General features: G+C 66.2%; 23 protein-coding genes. 14 read left to right on the plus strand and 9 right to left on the minus strand.

Going from position 1 to position 17741, the window contains the following annotated elements; genetic code table 11:
- Nucleotides 1-61: 61 nt before the first annotated feature.
- Complete coding sequence (locus A9179_RS16340) at nucleotides 62-1003, minus strand: MerR family transcriptional regulator (RefSeq protein WP_187807269.1); 942 nt, start codon at nucleotides 1001-1003, stop codon at nucleotides 62-64.
- Nucleotides 1004-1266: 263 nt separating this feature from the next.
- On the opposite strand from A9179_RS16340, the gene A9179_RS16345 reads away from it, so the two are divergent.
- The 7 genes from A9179_RS16345 to A9179_RS16375 all read left to right on the plus strand — a co-directional run bounded on the left by A9179_RS16345 (nucleotide 1267) and on the right by A9179_RS16375 (nucleotide 5155).
- Nucleotides 1267-1833 (plus strand): antibiotic biosynthesis monooxygenase, encoded by a 567-nt coding sequence (locus tag A9179_RS16345; RefSeq protein ID WP_187807270.1) that lies wholly within the window; start codon nucleotides 1267-1269, stop codon nucleotides 1831-1833.
- A gap of 116 nt (nucleotides 1834-1949) precedes the next feature.
- Nucleotides 1950-2660, plus strand: a complete 711-nt coding sequence (folM, locus tag A9179_RS16350; protein WP_187807271.1) for a dihydromonapterin reductase — start codon at nucleotides 1950-1952, stop codon at nucleotides 2658-2660.
- Between the two features lie 22 nt (nucleotides 2661-2682).
- Nucleotides 2683-3243 (plus strand): GTP cyclohydrolase I FolE, encoded by a 561-nt coding sequence (folE, locus tag A9179_RS16355; protein WP_223123231.1) that lies wholly within the window; start codon nucleotides 2683-2685, stop codon nucleotides 3241-3243.
- Nucleotides 3244-3615, plus strand: a complete 372-nt coding sequence (gene folX, locus A9179_RS16360) for a dihydroneopterin triphosphate 2'-epimerase (RefSeq protein WP_187807273.1) — start codon at nucleotides 3244-3246, stop codon at nucleotides 3613-3615. It abuts the gene before it with no gap.
- Nucleotides 3616-3713: 98 nt separating this feature from the next.
- Nucleotides 3714-4004, plus strand: a complete 291-nt coding sequence (locus A9179_RS16365; protein ID WP_187807274.1) for a DUF1244 domain-containing protein — start codon at nucleotides 3714-3716, stop codon at nucleotides 4002-4004.
- On the plus strand, nucleotides 4004-4342 hold the full coding sequence (locus A9179_RS16370) for a HopJ type III effector protein (protein ID WP_187807275.1): 339 nt from the start codon (nucleotides 4004-4006) through the stop codon (nucleotides 4340-4342). Before A9179_RS16365 ends, A9179_RS16370 begins: the two co-directional genes overlap by 1 nt.
- A 225-nt stretch (nucleotides 4343-4567) precedes the next feature.
- The gene (locus A9179_RS16375) at nucleotides 4568-5155 is read left to right on the plus strand and encodes a putative glycolipid-binding domain-containing protein (protein ID WP_187807276.1); all 588 of its coding nucleotides are present in this window, start codon (nucleotides 4568-4570) and stop codon (nucleotides 5153-5155) included.
- 54 nt (nucleotides 5156-5209) lie between these two features.
- Here the strand turns inward: A9179_RS16375 and A9179_RS16380 are convergent, their stop codons facing one another.
- The gene (locus A9179_RS16380) at nucleotides 5210-6046 is read right to left on the minus strand and encodes an ATPase (RefSeq protein WP_187807277.1); all 837 of its coding nucleotides are present in this window, start codon (nucleotides 6044-6046) and stop codon (nucleotides 5210-5212) included.
- Between the two features lie 231 nt (nucleotides 6047-6277).
- On the opposite strand from A9179_RS16380, the gene A9179_RS16385 reads away from it, so the two are divergent.
- The 3 genes from A9179_RS16385 (at nucleotide 6278) to A9179_RS16395 (ending at nucleotide 8649) form a co-directional block, all read left to right on the plus strand.
- The gene (locus A9179_RS16385) at nucleotides 6278-6622 is read left to right on the plus strand and encodes a hypothetical protein (protein WP_187807278.1); all 345 of its coding nucleotides are present in this window, start codon (nucleotides 6278-6280) and stop codon (nucleotides 6620-6622) included.
- A 73-nt stretch (nucleotides 6623-6695) separates the two neighbouring features.
- A complete protein-coding gene (locus A9179_RS16390) occupies nucleotides 6696-7499 on the plus strand; it encodes a SirB1 family protein (protein ID WP_187807279.1) in 804 nt (267 codons plus the stop codon).
- Between the two features lie 76 nt (nucleotides 7500-7575).
- Nucleotides 7576-8649, plus strand: a complete 1074-nt coding sequence (locus A9179_RS16395) for an alpha/beta hydrolase family protein (RefSeq protein WP_187807280.1) — start codon at nucleotides 7576-7578, stop codon at nucleotides 8647-8649.
- A gap of 28 nt (nucleotides 8650-8677) precedes the next feature.
- On the opposite strand, the gene A9179_RS16400 is transcribed toward A9179_RS16395, so the two are convergent.
- The 7 genes from A9179_RS16400 to A9179_RS16430 form a co-directional block, all read right to left on the minus strand.
- Nucleotides 8678-9460, minus strand: coding sequence for a crotonase/enoyl-CoA hydratase family protein (locus A9179_RS16400; protein WP_187807281.1), 783 nt, complete (start codon nucleotides 9458-9460; stop codon nucleotides 8678-8680).
- Nucleotides 9461-9600: 140 nt separating this feature from the next.
- Nucleotides 9601-10512, minus strand: coding sequence for an SDR family oxidoreductase (locus tag A9179_RS16405; protein WP_187807282.1), 912 nt, complete (start codon nucleotides 10510-10512; stop codon nucleotides 9601-9603).
- Nucleotides 10513-10638: 126 nt separating this feature from the next.
- Nucleotides 10639-11181, minus strand: coding sequence for a DUF1569 domain-containing protein (locus A9179_RS16410; protein WP_187807283.1), 543 nt, complete (start codon nucleotides 11179-11181; stop codon nucleotides 10639-10641).
- Nucleotides 11160-12071: an alpha/beta fold hydrolase gene (locus A9179_RS16415; protein WP_187807284.1), complete on the minus strand. Its 912-nt coding sequence runs from the start codon at nucleotides 12069-12071 to the stop codon at nucleotides 11160-11162. Before A9179_RS16415 ends, A9179_RS16410 begins: the two co-directional genes overlap by 22 nt.
- Entirely contained in the window at nucleotides 12068-12844 is a 777-nt protein-coding gene (locus A9179_RS16420; RefSeq protein WP_187807285.1) for a class II aldolase/adducin family protein, read from the minus strand. Before A9179_RS16420 ends, A9179_RS16415 begins: the two co-directional genes overlap by 4 nt.
- 160 nt (nucleotides 12845-13004) lie before the next feature.
- Complete coding sequence (locus A9179_RS16425; protein ID WP_187807286.1) at nucleotides 13005-13472, minus strand: cupin domain-containing protein; 468 nt, start codon at nucleotides 13470-13472, stop codon at nucleotides 13005-13007.
- Nucleotides 13472-13921: a flavodoxin gene (locus A9179_RS16430; RefSeq protein ID WP_187807287.1), complete on the minus strand. Its 450-nt coding sequence runs from the start codon at nucleotides 13919-13921 to the stop codon at nucleotides 13472-13474. Before A9179_RS16430 ends, A9179_RS16425 begins: the two co-directional genes overlap by 1 nt.
- Before the next feature lie 101 nt (nucleotides 13922-14022).
- On the opposite strand from A9179_RS16430, the gene A9179_RS16435 reads away from it, so the two are divergent.
- The 4 genes from A9179_RS16435 to ahpF all read left to right on the plus strand — a co-directional run bounded on the left by A9179_RS16435 (nucleotide 14023) and on the right by ahpF (nucleotide 17666).
- Nucleotides 14023-14475 carry a PAS domain-containing protein gene (locus A9179_RS16435; protein WP_187807288.1) on the plus strand — a complete coding sequence of 151 codons (453 nt, stop codon included), beginning with the start codon at nucleotides 14023-14025 and terminating at the stop codon, nucleotides 14473-14475.
- Between the two features lie 67 nt (nucleotides 14476-14542).
- On the plus strand, nucleotides 14543-15157 hold the full coding sequence (locus tag A9179_RS16440; protein WP_187807289.1) for a PilZ domain-containing protein: 615 nt from the start codon (nucleotides 14543-14545) through the stop codon (nucleotides 15155-15157).
- A gap of 143 nt (nucleotides 15158-15300) precedes the next feature.
- The gene (gene ahpC / locus A9179_RS16445) at nucleotides 15301-15864 is read left to right on the plus strand and encodes an alkyl hydroperoxide reductase subunit C (RefSeq protein ID WP_187807290.1); all 564 of its coding nucleotides are present in this window, start codon (nucleotides 15301-15303) and stop codon (nucleotides 15862-15864) included.
- Nucleotides 15865-16109: 245 nt separating this feature from the next.
- Nucleotides 16110-17666 carry an alkyl hydroperoxide reductase subunit F gene (gene ahpF / locus A9179_RS16450; RefSeq protein ID WP_187807291.1) on the plus strand — a complete coding sequence of 519 codons (1557 nt, stop codon included), beginning with the start codon at nucleotides 16110-16112 and terminating at the stop codon, nucleotides 17664-17666.
- Nucleotides 17667-17741 lie beyond the last annotated feature (75 nt).

The raw sequence follows: 17741 nt of genomic DNA on the forward strand, positions 1-17741 counted from the left end.
GTAAAAAAGCCCGGCCCAGTGCCGGGCTTTTTTATGCCTGCAGGATGGGCGATGCGAGCCGTCAGGTATCCAAATGACCGGCAAGAAACTGCTGCAGGCGCTGCTGCATCAGGCCGCCTTCGTTGCCCAGGCAGGCGATGGGGCTGCCGGCCAGCTCCTCCTCGGCCAGGTCGGCGGCGTCGCCCGCCAGCAGCAGCGGGCACTGCAGCGACAGCGCCAGGTGGCGCAGCTGCTGGCCGAAGTCGGCCGCTGGCGGCTGGTTGGAGAACAGCACCAGCGCCTGCGGGCGCAGCCGCTCGCACACCAGTGGCAACTCGGCCAGCGGCTGGCCAGGCCCGAGCACCTGCAGGGCCAGCCCCGGCGAGCCCAGCAGCAGGCCCGCCACGAGCAGTTCCAGTTCGCGGCACTGGCCGGGCAAGGCCGCCAGCAGCACCGGTGTCGGCCCGCAGCTCAGCTGCAGGCGCTGCAAAACGCGGGCACGCAGGAAGCCGTCGAGAAACAGCCATTCGCTGACCTGCCCTGGCTCGTCGCGGCGCAGCAGGAGCTCCTGCCACAGCGGCATGTACAGCTCCTGGAACAGCTCCAGCACGGAGCTGCCGGCCAGCAGCTGGTCATACAGCCGCGCCAGGGCAACCCCGTCGAAGGCCGCCACGGCCTCGCGGATGCGCCCCTGCCACTCGCCCCAGGCGTTGTCCGGGCCCGCCCCCTGCAGCGTCAGCGGCGTGCGGATCGCCCCGCTGCGGGCGAGGATCTTGCCCACCCGACTGACCGACACACCGCGCTCGATCCAGGCCAGGATGCTGCGCACCGTGTCGATATCCGCCGCCGAGTAGAGACGGTGGCCGCTGTCGGTGCGGGTCGGCTGGATCAACCCGTAGCGGCGCTCCCAGGCCCGCAGGGTGACCGGGTTGACCCCGGTCAGCCGCGCCACGTCACGGATGGGAAACAGCTCTTCGTGCTGCAGGGAGTCGGAGGCGGTAGCGGTGCGCGCGGGCTCGGTCATGGTCTGGGGTATCACCGGATGGGATCGCAGCCAGTGTACCCCAGCCACTGGGCGGGCCTGAAATGCCCAGCGCGCGCCGCCTGCTCCTTGCAGGTGCAGCCAGCCAGCAGCCGACGAACTGCAGCCGGCCAGCGTCCGCAGGCTCTGGCTAATTCCGGCAAAACAGGAATAATCCTTGCCTGTTCCGCTATGCGGCGCCATCACCCCGGCGCCGTATTCCGCGCCGCCCTACCCGGGCAGCGCCAGCCGTCTGGAGATACACAATGTCTGCCGCTCCCGTCACCATGCTGGTGGCACGCCGCGTGCCCCGCGAGTGCTTCCACGATTTCCGCGCCTGGCTGCATGAAGGCCAGCAACTCGCCGCCGACTTCCCCGGCTACCTGGGTTCCGGCGTGCTGGCACCGCCGCCCGACGACGATGAATTCCAGATCGTCTTCCGCTTCGCCGACGAAAGTACCCTGAGCACCTGGGAGCACTCCGCCTCGCGCCGCACCTGGCTGCAACGCGGCAGCGGGCTGTTCGCCCAGCCACAGGAACAGCGCGTGCGTGGCCTCGACGCCTGGTTCGGCAATGCCCTGCGCCGGCCGCCGCGGTGGAAACAGAGCGTAGCCATCTGGCTGGCCTTCTTCCCGGTGTCGCTGGCCTTCAACCTGCTGTGCGGCGGTTTCATGGCCGAGTGGCCACTGCTGCTGCGCGTGCTGCTCAGCACCCTGATCCTGACGCCGCTGATGACCTACTGGTTCATTCCGCTGTCCACCCACCTGCTCGAACCCTGGCTGCAACCGCGCAACGTCGCGCCCAGGCCAGCACAGCCCCTGCCGGCGCGCTGAGGCGCGGACAAACCCGCACACTGCGCATGGTTGTACGCCGGCAGGGCCTGGTTTAACGTGCCTCGACAGAGTCGCGCGCCGTGCCTGCTACCCGGCGCGCCCCGATCGAGGCCTTCATGAGCGCTTGCGCTGCACCCATCCTGATCACCGGCGCCGGCCAGCGCGTGGGCCTGCACTGCGCCCATCGCCTGCTCGACGATGGCCAGCCGGTGATCTTCAGTTACCGCAGCGAGCGCGCCGGCGTGCAGCAGCTACGCGAGCGCGGCGCCATTGGCCTGCAGGCCGACTTCGCCAGCGAGGCCGGTATCCTGGCCTTCATCGACGCGCTGAAAAGCCACACCGACAGCCTGCGTGCCATTGTCCACAACGCCTCCGACTGGCTGACGGAAACTCCGGGTGACGAAGCCCGGGTGTTCCAGCAGATGGTCAACGTGCACATGCTCGCGCCCTACCTGATCAACCTGCACTGCGAAGCGTTGCTGCGCCGCTCGACGCCGGCCGACATCATCCACTTGAGCGATGACGTGGCGCGCAAGGGCAGCGCCAAGCGCCCGGCCTACTGCGCCAGCAAGGCCGGCCTGGACAGCCTGACCCAGAGCTTCGCCGCGCGCTTCGCCCCGGGCATCAAGGTCAACGGCATGGCCCTGGCGCTGATCCTGTTCAACGAAGGCGACGACGCGGCCTACCGCGCCAAGCGCCTGGGCGAAACGCCGATGGCCATGGAGCCCGGCGCCGAAGTCGTCTACCACAGCCTGCGCTACCTGCTGGACAACCCCTATGTCACCGGCACGACGCTCACCATCAATGGCGGCCGCCACCTCGTCTAAGGCCGCCACGAGGATTCCCCACATGAATTCGCAACTGCCGCAACACTACCGGGAGATTCTCCTCGGTCTCGGCGAAGACCCTCAGCGCGAGGGCCTGCGCGATACCCCCGAACGCGCCGCCAAGGCCATGCAGTACCTCTGCCACGGCTACCAGCAATCGCTGGAGGAGATCGTCAACGGCGCGCTGTTCGCCTCCGACACCGACGAAATGGTGATCGTCCGTGATATCGAGCTGTACTCGCTGTGCGAGCACCACCTGCTGCCCTTCATCGGCAAGGCCCACGTGGCCTACATCCCCACCGGCAAGGTGCTCGGCCTGTCCAAGGTGGCGCGCATCGTCGACATGTATGCGCGGCGCCTGCAGATCCAGGAAAACCTGACCAAGCAGATCGCCGACGCCATCCACAGCGTGACCCACGCCGCCGGCGTGGCCGTGGTGATCGAGGCGCAGCACATGTGCATGATGATGCGCGGCGTGGAGAAGCAGAATTCGGTGATGAGTTCTTCGGTTATGCTGGGCGCCTTCCGCGAGTCCAGCAACACTCGCCAGGAGTTTCTGCAACTGATCGGACGGAGCAAGTAAATGCCGCGACTGGAACCCGGTATGGCGCGTATCCGCGTCAAGGATCTGCGCCTGCGCACCTACATCGGCATCAAGGAAGAGGAAATCCTCAACAAGCAGGATGTCCTGATCAACCTGACCATCCTCTACCCGGCCAACGAGGCGGTGCGCGACAACGACATCGAGCATGCGCTGAACTACCGCACCATCACCAAGGCGGTAATCCGCCATGTCGAGGAAAACCGCTTCGCCCTGCTCGAGCGCCTGACCCAGGAGATTCTCGACCTGGTGATGGCCAACCCCGACGTGCGCTATGCCGAGGTCGAGGTCGACAAGCTGCATGCCCTGCGCTTCGCCGACTCGGTGTCGATCACCCTCGCCGCCCACCGCTAAGCCCCTCGCCGGCTGCCCTGCGCCCCAGGCGCGGGGCATTGCTGGCCTCTGCCGAGCCTTCTATCATCTGCGCCACCGCAGTCGACCGGGAGCCCGTCATGACCGATCAAGAACGTCTCGAACTGGAAGCCGCCGCCTTCCGCAACCTGATCCAGCATCTGCGCTCGCGTCCCGACGTGCAGAACATCGACCTGATGAACCTCGCCGGTTTCTGCCGCAACTGCCTGTCCAAGTGGTACAAGGCCGCCGCCGATGATCTCGAGGTCAGCGTCAGCATCGAAGAGGCGCGCGAGGAGATCTACGGCATGCCCTATGCCGAGTGGAAAGCCAAATACCAGAAAGAAGCCAGCGCCGAACAACAGGCCGCCTTCGACCAAGGAAAACACTGATGACCCTGCAAGACTTCCGCGCCCGCCTGCACAGCGAGCAGTTCCTCTTCGCCGAGACCCTGGCCTTCGTCGCCGAGCACTACGACTACCAGCCCAGCGCCTTCCGCAACGGCAGCGTGGACAACGCCGCCGGGCAGAACGAAGGCTCGTGCAAGACCCTCGGCCTGGCCCTGCTCGAAGGCTTCAGCCTGGAAGAAACCCTGCGCGCCTTCGGTGAGCACTACCGCTCCGTGCTGGCCAGCCCGGACGGCAGCGACCACGGCAATATCCGCGCCCTGCAGGACACCGGCCTGAGTGGCGTGCAGTTCGCCCAGCAAGCGCTCACCCGCAAGGCCTGAAAAATCGTTCAAAGTCTGAGCTGTGCGTCGGCCATCCGGCGTTAGCTCGCACGACTTTGAACAGATTTTGAACTGCGCAAGAAGTTGCCTGACTGTCGGCTTTGGCTGACAGACAGGCCCGGCCAAGCCCCGTATCCTGCCTGTACCTGAGCGCCGGGACGCCCTTGGGAGTCGTTGGCAGGATGCCGACGCAGGCGCCCGGCCCTTGAGCCGTGGAGTGCAAGGATGCAGCAAAGCCTGGTCTGGAAACCCTGGGACAATCCGGGGGTGGAACACCTCAGTCTCGACATCGACAGCAACGGCATCAACGCCAGCAGCCATCTGCTGCAAAGCGTGCGCGGCAACAGCATCGCCGCCACCTACGTGCTCAAGTGCGACGAACGCTGGCGCTTCCGCCGCCTCTGGCTGAAGGTCGACAACCACGGCCCGCGCAGCCTGGAACTGCACCGCGACCTGCGCGGCCAGTGGTTCCTCAACGGCGAGCCACGCCCCGACCTGCACGCCTGCCAGCAGGTGATGCTCTCCGCCTCACCCTTCACCCACACCCCTGCCCTGCAGCGCTGTGCCCTGGAACACGGGCAGAGCGCCCAGCTCGCAGTGGCCCACGTCGACCTGCTCAGCCTGCGCGTCGAGACCCGCCACCTGCGCTACCACTGCCTGCGCCAGGACAGCGAGCAGACGGTCTACCACTGCGAAGCCGAAGGCCATCCCGGCTACGAGCTGCGCGTCGACCAGTTCGCCCTGCTGCAACAGGCCAGCGAGCAGTTCATCCGCGTCAGCCAGCGCACCCTGCAGCTCAACACCTGGGTCTAACGCGGCCATGAAAAAGCCCCGCCAAGGCGGGGCTTATTCGCTACCACACGCTGCTTACTGGCGGGCGTTGATCTGCTGCTGCAGGTTCTGCACCTGCGCCTGCAGAGTGCTGACGTTGCGCGTGACCTGGGCGCGGAAGGCGTCGAACTCGGCAGTGTTGGTGCTGCTCGCGGCCGGGCGGTTGTCCAGCTCGCTGCGCAGCACCAGCAGATCCTGTTCCAGCCCCTTGATGGCCTGGCTCGGATTGCCCTGTTTCTTCAATGCCTCGATATCGCTGCCCAGGGTCTTCACCTGCGCGCCCAGCTTGTCGAAGGCGGCCAGTGCCGCCTTCTGCTCGCCGGCCTGCTTGTCCAGCTTGCCGATGCGCTCGTCAAGCTGGCCGGCGGCGCTCTGCTGGCTCTTCAGATCGGCGGCCAGGGCCTCGATACGCTTGCCCTGGCCGCTCTGCTGGCCGGCCACGTTCTGCTGCTGCTTGCTCAGCTCGGCCAGCTTGTTCTCCAGTTGCTTGACCCGCAGCTTGAGGGCCTCGCTGCCACTGGTGACGTTGGACTCGGTGGCCACCACCTTGCCGGAGATGTCCTTGATCCGCCCGGCGGCTTCCTCGCTGATCACCGCGAAGCTTTCCTGGGTCGCCACCAGCGAGGCCTGCAGCAGGGAAATCTGCTGGTAGCTCCACCAGCTCAGGCCGGCCAGGGAGATCAGCAGCGCGCCGACCAGGGCCCACAGCGCCCCGGTGCCGCCACTGCGCGGCGCAGCGGTCGGCGCTGCCCGCCCGGCGTGACGCACCTGCGGCTGCTCGTGGTGACGGGCCGCAGCGAAGTCGTCGTGATCGCGGGGATCGGTAGTCAGACTGGGAACATGATCCAGTTCGTCGTGTGCATCGTTGCGCATGGGTAAACCTTCAGGGGAGGCCGCAGCCAGATAACAAAGCGCCAGTATACCGCTTCGCCCAAACACCTTCAGCGCCGCGCCAGAGAAGTGCAGACTGCACCAGCGGCGAGCAGGCATCCGCCCATGGACAGGTGAAACAGCGCACAGTTCGCTGCCGCCGCGCTGGTATGCCGCTTGCAACGACCGCTGGGTCTGGCGCCCTGGTGCGTCACCGAGACGGGGGAATTGTGCATGGAACTGAACAAGGCCTTACTCGACTGCATGCAGTCACTGCGCCGCCGCCTGCGCGACGAACTGCAGCTGGATATCCGCCTGAGCCAGCCGGACGCGGTGGAGGCCATGCTCCTGGCCTGCCTGCGCTCCACGGATCAGGACACCCGCAACCTGGCCATCCGCCTGGCCGAGCTGAGCGACTTCCACAGTGCCCCCGCCGCCAGCCAGGGCACGCCCGGCAAACAGTACCGCGGGCATAGTCAGGCCCCTGCTGCCGACACGCCCGCCCCGGCCGCTGCCAGCCCGGTCGAGGAACCGCGCGAGTCGCTGCGCATGTACCGCGGCCAACGCATCCACGCTTAGAACGCAGCACACTGGACGTCACGCCCAGGGCCGGTTAAAAGTCAGACAAGCCCTCCCCACAGTGGAGACCCTGATGACCGTACGTCCGGCCTGGCTGCACCACCTGGAATCCGAACCGCCGGCGCTGTTCGACGCGGCCCTGGCGATCGCTGCCGAGCACGACCCGCAGCTCGACGCCGAGCGCGTGCGCCGCGAACTGCTCAACCTGCGCCAGCAGGTGGCCGCCGGCCTGCCCCAGCTGTCGCCGGGCGAGCTGGCGCAACCGCTGCTGCGCCGTCTGGGCGAGCTGGACTTCCACGAAGACGACGACCTGCCCCTGCGCCCCCAGGCCGCCCTGCTGCACCTGGTGCTGCAACGGCGCCGCGGCCAGCCGCTGTCGCTGGCGCTGATCGCCCTGGAGCTGGCGCGGCAGCTGAACATCCCGCTGCAGGCGGTGAACTTCCCCGGCCACCTGCTGCTGCGCGTACCGGCCGCCGACCACCTGCTCGACCCCTGCAGCGGCCGCCGCCTCTACCCCCGCGACTGCCGCGAACTGCTGGCGCGGGTCGCCGGCCCGCAGGCCCAGCTGAACGCCAGCCACCTGCAGACTTGCGACAGCCGCGCCCTGCTGCTGCGCCTGTCGCGCAACCTGTGCCACCTGCACGGGGCCGCCGGCGAGCACCTGGCCGCGCTCAAGGACGCCGAACGCATCCTCCAGCTGGCCCCGGCGAATGTCGCCGACCACCTGTTGCGGGCCATGATCTACCGCGAACTGGACTGCCCGCAGGCCGAACGCTTCGACCTGGAACGGGCCCTGCTGCTCAGCGACGACCCGCAGGAAAGCCTGCGCCTGAGCCAGCGCTTGCACGAGCTGCAGCACGCGCCAGCCCTGCATTGACGGGGGCTGGACAACAGCACGAAGTCTCTGCCTAATTGGCGCGCCCCAACACAATAACAACATAGGGACGTCCACGATGCGCAAGCTCTTAGTGCTGTGCCTGCTGTGCTTTTCCTCGCTGTTGCACGCCGCCCCCGGCGTTTTCCCCGACTCCACCTTCAACAACCTCGACTACGGCCTGTACTGGTTCGGCTATGGCGACACTTGGCAGAAGGCGGTGCCAGGCCAAGGCAATACCTACTACAACCCGAGCAAGCCGACGCTGATCTATATCCACGGCTGGCAGAACGGCACCACCTCGCGCAAGGATCGCGAGACCTTCAACCGCGAAGGTGCCGGCGGCCCGGCCCTGGATCTGGCCGATGCCTGGCTGCGCGCCGGCTACAACGTCGGCGTGCTGTACTGGAACCAGTTCGCCGACGAGGGCGAAGTCACCGATGCCGAGGCCAAGATCTGGAGCGCCAGCGGCCCGCGCGCCATGCGCTGGCGCAACGCCAGTGGGGTGTATGCCAGCGGCCCGGCCCAATCGGTTGGCGACCTGCTGTTCAAGAGTTACAAGGACAACCTGGCCGGCTACAGCGGCAGCAATATCCGCATCCTCGGCCACTCCCTGGGCAACCAGGCGGCCATCGTGCTGAGCAAGAAGATCAGCGATGCGGTCAGCGCTGGCACCCTCAACAGCAAACTGCTGCCCAAACGCGTGGCTCTGCTCGATCCGTTCTACTCCAACAACGCCAAGAGCTGGCTCGGCAACCAGTGGACGGGGGCGGTGTGCCGCAGCTACGTCAGCGAGCTGAAGGGCAAGGGCGTGATCTTCGAGGCCTACCGCAGCTCGGCGGTTACCACCACCGTGTTCGTCGGTGATGAAAACCCCGACCTGATGAAGATGACCGCCTTTACAGAGCTCAAGCCCTGGTACTTCAACGCCACGCAGATCACCGAGAAGCACAACTCGGCGGTCTGGCACTACCTGTGGTCGTTCAGCTTCAACCCGCCGCTGATCACCGGCACCAGCAACCAGGCCGCCTCGGCCAAGACTGCCGACAGCCGCATCGCCACCCTGATGAGCGGTACGCAGAAGCTGGTGCATGACCAGGGTGCCTATACCAAGGAACCCTCGGACGATAACTTCAAGCTACAAGCCCGCTAGTAACTGACCGCAGCCTGATCCAGGGCAATCAGCTCTGCGGTTTGCCGAAATCCCCGTGCCGGCCCGCTCCCGCGCGAAAGCGCTGGGCACCGGCATGGGTCTCCCCGCTCTCCACCACCGCCAAGCCGCCGCGAAACTCCGCCCGCAGCGCCGCATCCAGCGGCAGCTCCCACTGCCCGTAGACGCTGGCGCGGTCGGTAAGCATGCACAGCTGCGGGAATGCCGAGATCTGCGCCGCCAGTTGCTCGGCCACCGCCCGCGCGCTGCCAGTGGCCACCACGCGATTGACCAGGCCCATCTGCAAGGCCTCCTCGGCCGCCACTGCGCGCCCGGTGAGGATCAGATCCAGCGCCCGGCCCTGGCCGACGATACGCGGCAGGCGCACCGTGCCGCCATCTATCAGCGGCACGCCGAAGCGCCGGCAGAACACCCCGAGCAAGGCATCCGCCGCCATCACCCGCAGGTCGGCGAGCAACGCCAGCTCCAGGCCGCCGGCCACCGCGTGGCCCTCGATGGCGGCGATCAGCGGCTTGCTCAGCAGCATGCGGCTCGGCCCCATGGGCGCATCGCCGCCTTCCTGCAGGCGGTTGCTGCGCGCGCCGCCTTCGGCCACGGCAGCCAGGTCGGCACCGGCGCAGAAGCAGCCGCCGGCGCCGGTGAGCACCGCCACCCGCGCCGACTCATCACGCTCGAACTCGCGCAGGGCGGCGGCCAGTGCATCGGCGGTCGGCCGGTCGACGGCGTTGCGTACCTCGGGGCGATTGAGGATCAGGGTGGTGACCGCAGCATTCTTCTCGACCAGCAGGCTCATGGCGCTGTCTCCGCGACGGGGATGGGCGGCAGCCTGCCACGCGGCCATGAAAAAGGCCGGCATCGCTGCCGGCCTTCACCATAGTTGCCTGCGCCGGGGAAATCAGCCCGCTGGCCGAATTCCCCCGCGCCCTGGCGCAATCAGCGCGCGTGTTTCTGCAGGTTGGCCATCATCTCGCGCAGGGCGGTGACGTTGTCGTCCGGGTGCACCGCCCCCTCGAAGTCGCCGATCTGCTTCCAGCTGGCGGCCACGTCGTCCGGGCTGAAACCGGCCTGCGGGTCGAAACCGGCACCCAGGCTGCGCTCCCAGCGCACCTTGCCGATCCAGCCACCGCCCACTTCGTAGAGGCCGCCGGTGTCCTTGCACTGCTCGCTGCCAAGGTACACCACCAGCGGGCTGACCAGCTCCGGCTTGAGCTGCTCGAACACCTGCGGCGGGATCAGGCCTTCGGTCATGCGCGTGCCGCCGGTGGGGGCGATGGCGTTGACCAGCACGTTGTTCTTGCGCCCCTCGATGGCCAGAGTACGGGTCAGGCCGTACAGGCCGAGCTTGGCCATGCCGTAGTTGGACTGGCCGAAGTTGCCGTAGATGCCCGAGGTGGACGCAGTGAAGATCACCCGGCCGAAGTTCTGCTCGCGCAGGTGCGGCCAGGCGGCGTGGGTCACCTTGTAGGCGCCCTCGACGTGCACCTTGTAGACCAGATCCCAGTCGGCGTCTTCCATCTTGACGAAGGACTTGTCGCGCAGGATGCCGGCGTTGTTGACCACCACGTCGACGCGACCGAAGGCGTCCAGGGCGTTCTGCACGATCTTGCCGCCGTCGGTCACCGAGTCATGGTTGGCCACAGCGGTGCCGCCAGCGGCACGAATTTCCGCAACCACCTTGTCTGCCGCCGAGGCATTGGCACCTTCGCCATGGGCGCTGCCGCCCAGATCGTTGACCACCACGCGCGCGCCGTGTTTGGCGAACAGCAGGGCATGGGCACGGCCGAGACCGCCGCCGGCGCCGGTGACGATCACCACTTTGTCTTCGAAACGAACGGCATCACTCATGAACATGCTCCCTCGGCAGCGTGGAAAAGAGCCCGAGTGTCCGGCATGCGCCGGCACTCGACAATCATCTTCCGCACGACTGAATGGTTGCCGATAAGGCAGCAGGATGATCCCGCACGCAGAAGATCAGGCAGGCTGATTGGCTTCGCCGATCAGACTCAGGTGGTTGTACAGGTGCAGCACATGGGCCTGGGCATATTCCGCATGACTGAGGGCGCCATAGGCGAAGTGCGGCTGTAGCTCGCCGGTGTGCGCGGCGAAACGGGCGAAGGCGGCCTGCAGGCGCGCCAGGGCAGCAGCGGTAGTGGCCGGCTCGAGCAGCGGGCCGGCGCCAGGAATGGCCTCGTGCAGTGGGTGACGCATGGCGCCACGGGCACTGAACACGCTGAAGGCCAGCGGCCCGATACTGTGGCGGAACCAGTTCGGCTTCAGTTCGGGGTAACCATCAATCGAGAAGTCGATGCTCTGCGCGCAGTGGTTGAACACCTCGCTCGGGCTCCAGCCCTGGCGGCTGACCAGCTCACGCCCGGCCAGGCCGGCCAGGGTCTGCTGCGCCCCTTCCAGGCTCAGTGCAGCGGGTGCCGCCCCCGTCGGCAAGGCCCAGAAGCCGGCCCCCAGCACTGCCACGCCGCCTACTGCGGCTCCCTTCAAGACGGTACGTCGCTGCATGTTTTGGCCTCCAGCCGGTCACGGAATTGCAGGTAGTGTTCGAGCACCTCTGCGGGTGCCTCGGTCTGCGGATAGTGGCCTATGGCTGCCAGCAAAACCGTGTCCGGGCTCTCGATCAGCTCGCGATAGCGCGCCACCATGTGCGCCCCGGAAATCGGGTCGAGGGCACCGTCGATCACCCGCATGGGCAGCGCCGTTTTCTGCATCGCCGTCACCCAGCGTTCGCGGTTGACCCGGCGATCGAGGATGTAGCGGATCAGCCGGTGCATCACCGCCGGCCCGTCGTTATGCGTGATCAGCGCCCAGAAGGCATCCAGCTCGGCCTCGCTGGGTGGCGTCTGCGGGCCGAATACCTGGGTCAGGTTGGCCTTCAGCTTGGCCCGCGAGAACAGTTTGCCGAGCAGCGGCCCCAGTGGGCTGAGCAGCAGCTTCTGGGTCAGCACCGGGCGGTGGGTTTCGGGGAACAGGCCGCCATTGAGGAACACGCAGCTGGCCAGTTGCAGCCGCCCGCCCTGATGGCGGGCGACCAGCTCCTGGGCCACGCTGTCGCCATAGTCATGGGCCAGTACATGCACCGCCCCGGCTATGTTCAGGTGCACCAGCAGCGCCTGCTGCAGGTCGGCCTGCTCCAGCAGGCTGTAGTCATGCCCGCGCGGCTTGGCCGAATAGCCGAAACCGAGCATGTCGCAGGCGATCACCCGGTACTTGGCCGCCAGCGGCTGCCACAGGTAGTGCCAGTCCCAGCTGGCCGTGGGGAAACCGTGGATCAGCAACAGCGGCTCGGCATCCACCGGCCCCGCCACCCAGTAACGAATGGCGTGGCCCTTGAAGCTGAACCCCTGCCCCTGCGCCCGCCACTCATCCAGGGCAATGCCTGGCAGCGCCGTCACTCGGCGTAACCCGGCATCTGCATATCGAGCTTGCGCAGCAGCGCCGGCCACGGCAGCGAACCGCCCATGCCCTGCGGGCTGCGCATCACCCCGGCGATCATCGCCCGGGCGCCGTCGAGAATCTGCTGCGGAATGTGGATCAGCTCGCCGCCACCGCTCTGCGCCATGATCTGCGCCTCGCAGGCACGCTGCAGGGTGAACATGCCGAGGAAGGCGTCGGCGATGCTGCCGAAAGCGGTGAGCAGGCCGTGGTTGGGCAGGATCATGAAGTTCTTGTCGCCCAGATCGGCCTGCAGACGGGCCTTCTCGTCGTGGTTCAGGGCCACGCCTTCGTAGCCGTGGTAGGCCAGGCTGGCCAGCACGAACAGCGACTGCTGCGACAGCGGCAGCAGGCCATTTTTCTGCGCGGATACGGCGATGCCGGCGGCGGTGTGGATGTGCAGCACGCAGGCCACGTCGTGGCGCACCTCGTGCACGGCACTGTGGATGGTGTAGCCGGCCGGGTTGATGTCGAACGGGCTGTCCATCAGTTTGTTGCCGGCCAGGTCGATCTTCACCAGGCTCGAGGCGGTGATCTCGTGGAACATCAGGCCGTAGGGGTTGATCAGGAACTCTTCGGTGCCGGGGATCTTCGCCGAGATATGGGTGAAGATCAGGTCGTCCCAGCCGTACAGGGCGATCAGCCGGTAGCAGGCGGCCAGATCGACGCGGGTCTGCCATTCGGCAGCGGAGACCTGGTTCTTCACATTGGGCAAGCTGAGCGGAGCGTTCACGGCGGGTACCTCGGCACTTGTTGTTGTGCCAAGGAGTCTAGCGAGCGACGCCCCCCGCACCAGTCGCCTTGCAGGCCAGCGCAGTGGCCTTGCGGGTCACTGTGCACTCATCTGGCGCCGCGGCGCAGGCCTGGCTGGATCTGCTCGACGAGCACGCCACTCACAGCAGCTCGGGATAGGTGCCTGCCAGTAGCGGCCAGCGCGCCTGCTCGGCCGGGTCATCGGCCAGCAGGCGGAAGTTCTCGAAGCGAAACTCCGGCGCCACCGTGCAGCCCACCAGGGTGAACTCGCCGAGGCTGCGTGCCGCCTGCCAGGCCTGGGCCGGCACCACCCGCTGCGGCAACTGCTCGGCCGCCACCGGGCCGAGTCGCTCACAGCGCACGGCATCCGCCGTATCCCCGACCAACAGCTGCAGCGGCGCGCCTTCGTGGTAATGCCACAGCTCGTCGGCATCCACCCGGTGCCAGCGACTCACCGCGCCGCCCGGCAGGAGGAACAGGATGGCGCTGGACGCAGCACGGCCCGCGGCATCGCGCTGGGCCGAGGTGAACAGGCGCCGGTAATAGCCGCCCTCGGGATGGGCAACCAGCTGCAGCTCGCGGATCAGCTCGACGGCGCGCGGGTGCATCAGCTTTTCAATGCCTCGGCCAGCTCATTCAGCCAGGGCATGGCGTCGTCTTCCGGGGTCACCGATTCGCTGGCGTCCAGGCGCAGCATCGGCAGCACCTCGCGCACACCCAGCTCCAGCAGCAGCTCGCGCATCTGCTCGCCACCGCCGCAGAACACGTCGTAGCTGGAATCCCCCAGGGCCAGTACCGCGCCCGGCAGGCCGGCCCAGGCCGGGAAGCGGTCGCGCAGGGTGAAATACAGCTCCTGCAGGTTGCCCGGCAGCTCGCCCATGCCGGTGGTCGAGGTCACCACCAGCACCGCCTCGGGGGCAAAGGCCAGCACCTCGTCGAACTTCACCCCGGCCTTGTGCCAGGGCTCGAAACCGGCGCCCTTGAGCACCTCGACGGCGCGCTGGGCAACCTCCTCGGCAGCACCGTAGACCGACCCGGAGAGAATGGCGACTTTCATGCAGGACTCCGCAACAGCTTGATAATGTCTCGCATTATGCCGCAAGTGGACGGTTTGCCGGGATGCCATAGAATGCGCCAAACACCTGGGGAATGTGCACCATGATCGACGCCAAACTGCTGCAACTGGTGGTAGATGCCTCCAACGACGGGATAGTCGTGGCCGAGCAGGAAGGCGAGGACAATATCCTGATCTACGCCAATGCCGCCTTCGAGCGCCTCACCGGCTACAGCAGCGACGACATCCTCTACCAGGATTGCCGCTTTCTGCAGGGCGACGACCGCAACCAGCTGGGCCTGGCAGCGATTCGCGAGGCGATTCGCAGCCAGAAGCCGTGCCGGCAGATCATCCGCAACTACCGCAAGGACGGCAGTGCGTTCTGGAACGAACTGTCGATCACCCCGGTGTTCAACGAGGGCGATCAGCTCACCTATTTCATCGGCATCCAGAAGAACGTCAGCGCCGAAATAGAGGCCAGGCAGCGGATTGTGGAACTTGAGGCCGAGGTCAGCCGTCTGAAGAGCGAACTCGCGGCATTACAGGCGCCCCGCTAGACCGAACGGTCACTGCGGCGGCGTGTTTATTGCTTGCGAATAACCATCCCCGCCCGTGGGAGGCGCCATGCCCGAGCACAACACCCTGTCCAGTGAAGAACTGGACTTCCTCCGCCAGGTGTTCAGCAGTCAGCTGATCGGCAACCCCCTGCAGCTGCCCGCCTTCAAGGTCGATGGTGGCCCCCAGGCCAATGCCCTGCTCGGCCGCCTGGGTCTGCACGCCCAGCTGAGCCTGGAAGCGCAACTGGGCAATTACCGCATGAGTTTCCCCCTGCAGCTGGTGGAAGACGAAATGCACAGCCTGCAGCTGGAACTGGGCGCCCCGAGCATTTTCGAGGAAGGCGCCGTGCGCCGCCCCTGGCGCCTGACGCTGCCCACCCCGCTGCCGCTGCTCGACGAACACGGCCAGGCCACCGCGCTGCGGGTACACGAGATATCCCCTGGCGGCCTGCTGGTCAGCAGCCAGACGCCCGGCACTCCGCTTCCCGAGCTGTTCAGCCTCTGGCTGCCCCTGCCGGGACGCGAGCCGATGCCGGTCAGCGGCCGCTGCATTCGCCGCACCAGCCCACAGCGCGCCGCCTATCGCCTGCTGCTGAACCACCGCGAGCACAGCGAACGCATTCGCCAGTACATCTTCGAACAGTATCGCCAGCGCCACCCGCAACTGCAGATCGCCGGCTGACTGTCATAGATCACTGTCACCTTTTAGATGAAGGCAGATAGACCCAGCCAATCGTGTTCATGCCTTCATTCAATTTAGCGATTACGGCCGATGCGGTTAGTATGCGCAGCATCAAGTTACCAACCCCCAACAGGAGTTTTCTCATGTCTCTGATCAACACCCAGGTTCAGCCGTTCAGCGCCAACGCTTTCCACAACGGCGAGTTCATCCAGGTTACCGAGCAGTCCCTGAAGGGCAAATGGTCGGTTCTGATCTTCATGCCGGCAGCCTTCACCTTCAACTGCCCGACCGAAATCGAAGACGCCGCCAACAACTACGCCGAGTTCCAGAAAGCTGGCGCCGAAGTGTACATCGTCACCACCGACACCCACTTCTCCCACAAGGTCTGGCACGAAACCTCGCCGGCCGTTGGCAAGGCTCAGTTCCCGCTGATCGGTGACCCGACCCACGCCCTGACCAACGCTTTCGGCGTGCACATCCCGGAAGAAGGCCTGGCCCTGCGCGGCACCTTCGTGATCAACCCGGAAGGCGTGATCAAGACCCTGGAAATCCACTCCAACGAAATCGCTCGCGACGTCTCCGAGACCCTGCGCAAGCTGAAAGCCGCTCAGTACACCGCCGCCAACCCGGGCCAAGTCTGCCCGGCCAAGTGGAAAGAAGGCGAGAAGACCCTGGCTCCGTCCCTGGATCTGGTTGGCAAGATCTAAAAACGGTCTGGAAACTACTGCGCGTCGCTGATGCGGCGTTGAAATCAGGCTCGGGCTGCTCATTTACAGCTCGTAAACTCCGCGCCCTCGCCTGATTTCGCCTTGCCTCAGCAACGCTCGCTACGTTTCCCGCTCCGTTTTACGCGCTGACAGGTCACACCCGATCTTGTAAGCGCGCCCGAACGCCCGGGCGCGATCCGCCCGGGCGTTTGTTTGTCCGCAATTCGTTGAAAAGGAACCCCGTCATGTTGGATGCCAGTCTTAAAACCCAGTTGCAGGCCTACCTCGAGAAGGTCACCCAGCCGTTCGAGATCGTCGCTTCCCTCGATGACGGCGAAAAGTCCCAGGAACTGCTCGGACTGCTGCAAGACATCGTCGGCCTGACCGACAAGATCAGCCTCAAGACCGATGGCAGCGATGCGCGCCGTCCGTCCTTCGCCCTGGTTCGCCCGGGCGCCGATATCGGCGTCAGCTTCGCCGGTATCCCCATGGGCCACGAGTTCACCTCGCTGGTGCTGGCCCTGCTGCAGGTCGGTGGCCACCCGTCCAAGCTGGATGCCGAGACCATCGCGCAGATCCAGGCCATCGAAGGCACCTTCGAGTTCGAGACCTACTTCTCGCTGTCCTGCCAGAACTGCCCGGACGTGGTGCAGGCGCTGAACCTGATGGCCGTGCTCAACCCCAACATCCGCAACGTCTCCATCGACGGCGCGCTGTTCCAGGAAGAAGTCGAGCGCCGCCAAATCATGGCCGTGCCGAGCATCTACCTGAATGGCGAAGTGTTCGCCTCGGGCCGCATGGAAGTGAAGGAAATCCTCGCCAAGATCGACACCAAGGCCGGTAGCCGCGATGCCGAGAAGATGAGCGCCAAGGAAGCCTTCGACGTACTGGTCATCGGGGGCGGCCCGGCCGGCGCCGCGGCGGCCATCTACGCCGCGCGCAAGGGCATCCGCACCGCCATCGCCGCCGAGCGCTTCGGTGGCCAGGTGCTGGACACCATGGCCATCGAGAACTTCATCTCGGTGAAGGAAACCGAAGGGCCGAAACTGGTGCGTGCCCTGGAAGAGCACGTCAAGGAATACGAAGTCGACATCATGAACCTGCAGCGTGCTTCCGCCCTGGTTCCGGCCAGCAGCGAAGGCGGCCTGCACGAGGTCAAGTTCGACAACGGCGCTTCGCTCAAGGCCAAGACCGTGATCCTCTCCACCGGCGCGCGCTGGCGCGAGATGGGCGTCCCCGGCGAGCAGGAATACAAGGCCAAGGGCGTGTGCTTCTGCCCGCACTGCGACGGCCCGCTGTTCAAGGGCAAACGCGTGGCGGTGATCGGCGGCGGCAACTCCGGCGTCGAAGCGGCCATCGACCTGGCCGGCCTGGTCAGCCATGTGACTCTGCTGGAGTTCGCCGACACCCTGCGTGCCGACGCCGTGCTGCAGAAGAAGCTGTACAGCCTGGCCAACGTCACCGTGATCAAGAGCGCGCAGACCACCGAGGTCAAGGGCGACGGGCAGAAAGTCACCGGCCTGGTGTACAAGGATCGCACCAGCGACGCCGTACACACGGTCGAGCTGGAAGGCATCTTCGTGCAGATCGGCCTGCTGCCCAACAGCGACTGGCTGAAAGGCACAGTCGAACTGAGCCGCTTCGGTGAGATCATCGTCGACGCCAAGGGCGCCACCAACATCCCCGGCGTGTTTGCCGCCGGCGACGTGACCACCGTGCCGTACAAGCAGATCGTCATCGCCATGGGCGAAGGTTCGAAGGCCTCGCTCTCCGCCTTCGACCATCTGATCCGCCACAGCTGATCAGCGCCGCAACGCCAAAGGGCCCCTCGGGGCCCTTTTTCATGGCTGGCGCAACGGGCACACTGTGCCCTCCTC

Origin of the sequence: Pseudomonas alcaligenes (assembly GCF_014490745.1) — a bacterium.
In the GTDB taxonomy this organism is placed as follows: Bacteria; Pseudomonadota; Gammaproteobacteria; order Pseudomonadales; family Pseudomonadaceae; genus Aquipseudomonas; species Aquipseudomonas alcaligenes_C.

Bases quoted from the DNA above. Each gene is read 5' to 3' on its own strand.
- A9179_RS16405 (WP_187807282.1), bottom strand. From the start codon at position 10,512: ATGAGTGATGCCGTTCGTTTCGAAGACAAAGTGGTGATCGTCACCGGC.
- folE (WP_223123231.1), top strand. From the start codon at position 2,683: ATGAATTCGCAACTGCCGCAACACTACCGGGAGATTCTCCTCGGTCTC.
- A9179_RS16425 (WP_187807286.1), bottom strand. From the start codon at position 13,472: ATGCACCCGCGCGCCGTCGAGCTGATCCGCGAGCTGCAGCTGGTTGCC.
- A9179_RS16345 (WP_187807270.1), top strand. From the start codon at position 1,267: ATGTCTGCCGCTCCCGTCACCATGCTGGTGGCACGCCGCGTGCCCCGC.
- folX (WP_187807273.1), top strand. From the start codon at position 3,244: ATGCCGCGACTGGAACCCGGTATGGCGCGTATCCGCGTCAAGGATCTG.
- ahpF (WP_187807291.1), top strand. From the start codon at position 16,110: ATGTTGGATGCCAGTCTTAAAACCCAGTTGCAGGCCTACCTCGAGAAG.
- A9179_RS16410 (WP_187807283.1), bottom strand. From the start codon at position 11,181: ATGCAGCGACGTACCGTCTTGAAGGGAGCCGCAGTAGGCGGCGTGGCA.
- folM (WP_187807271.1), top strand. From the start codon at position 1,950: ATGAGCGCTTGCGCTGCACCCATCCTGATCACCGGCGCCGGCCAGCGC.
- A9179_RS16365 (WP_187807274.1), top strand. From the start codon at position 3,714: ATGACCGATCAAGAACGTCTCGAACTGGAAGCCGCCGCCTTCCGCAAC.
- A9179_RS16375 (WP_187807276.1), top strand. From the start codon at position 4,568: ATGCAGCAAAGCCTGGTCTGGAAACCCTGGGACAATCCGGGGGTGGAA.
- A9179_RS16380 (WP_187807277.1), bottom strand. From the start codon at position 6,046: ATGCGCAACGATGCACACGACGAACTGGATCATGTTCCCAGTCTGACT.
- ahpC (WP_187807290.1), top strand. From the start codon at position 15,301: ATGTCTCTGATCAACACCCAGGTTCAGCCGTTCAGCGCCAACGCTTTC.
- A9179_RS16430 (WP_187807287.1), bottom strand. From the start codon at position 13,921: ATGAAAGTCGCCATTCTCTCCGGGTCGGTCTACGGTGCTGCCGAGGAG.
- A9179_RS16370 (WP_187807275.1), top strand. From the start codon at position 4,004: ATGACCCTGCAAGACTTCCGCGCCCGCCTGCACAGCGAGCAGTTCCTC.
- A9179_RS16435 (WP_187807288.1), top strand. From the start codon at position 14,023: ATGATCGACGCCAAACTGCTGCAACTGGTGGTAGATGCCTCCAACGAC.
- A9179_RS16390 (WP_187807279.1), top strand. From the start codon at position 6,696: ATGACCGTACGTCCGGCCTGGCTGCACCACCTGGAATCCGAACCGCCG.
- A9179_RS16400 (WP_187807281.1), bottom strand. From the start codon at position 9,460: ATGAGCCTGCTGGTCGAGAAGAATGCTGCGGTCACCACCCTGATCCTC.
- A9179_RS16395 (WP_187807280.1), top strand. From the start codon at position 7,576: ATGCGCAAGCTCTTAGTGCTGTGCCTGCTGTGCTTTTCCTCGCTGTTG.
- A9179_RS16385 (WP_187807278.1), top strand. From the start codon at position 6,278: ATGGAACTGAACAAGGCCTTACTCGACTGCATGCAGTCACTGCGCCGC.
- A9179_RS16340 (WP_187807269.1), bottom strand. From the start codon at position 1,003: ATGACCGAGCCCGCGCGCACCGCTACCGCCTCCGACTCCCTGCAGCAC.
- A9179_RS16440 (WP_187807289.1), top strand. From the start codon at position 14,543: ATGCCCGAGCACAACACCCTGTCCAGTGAAGAACTGGACTTCCTCCGC.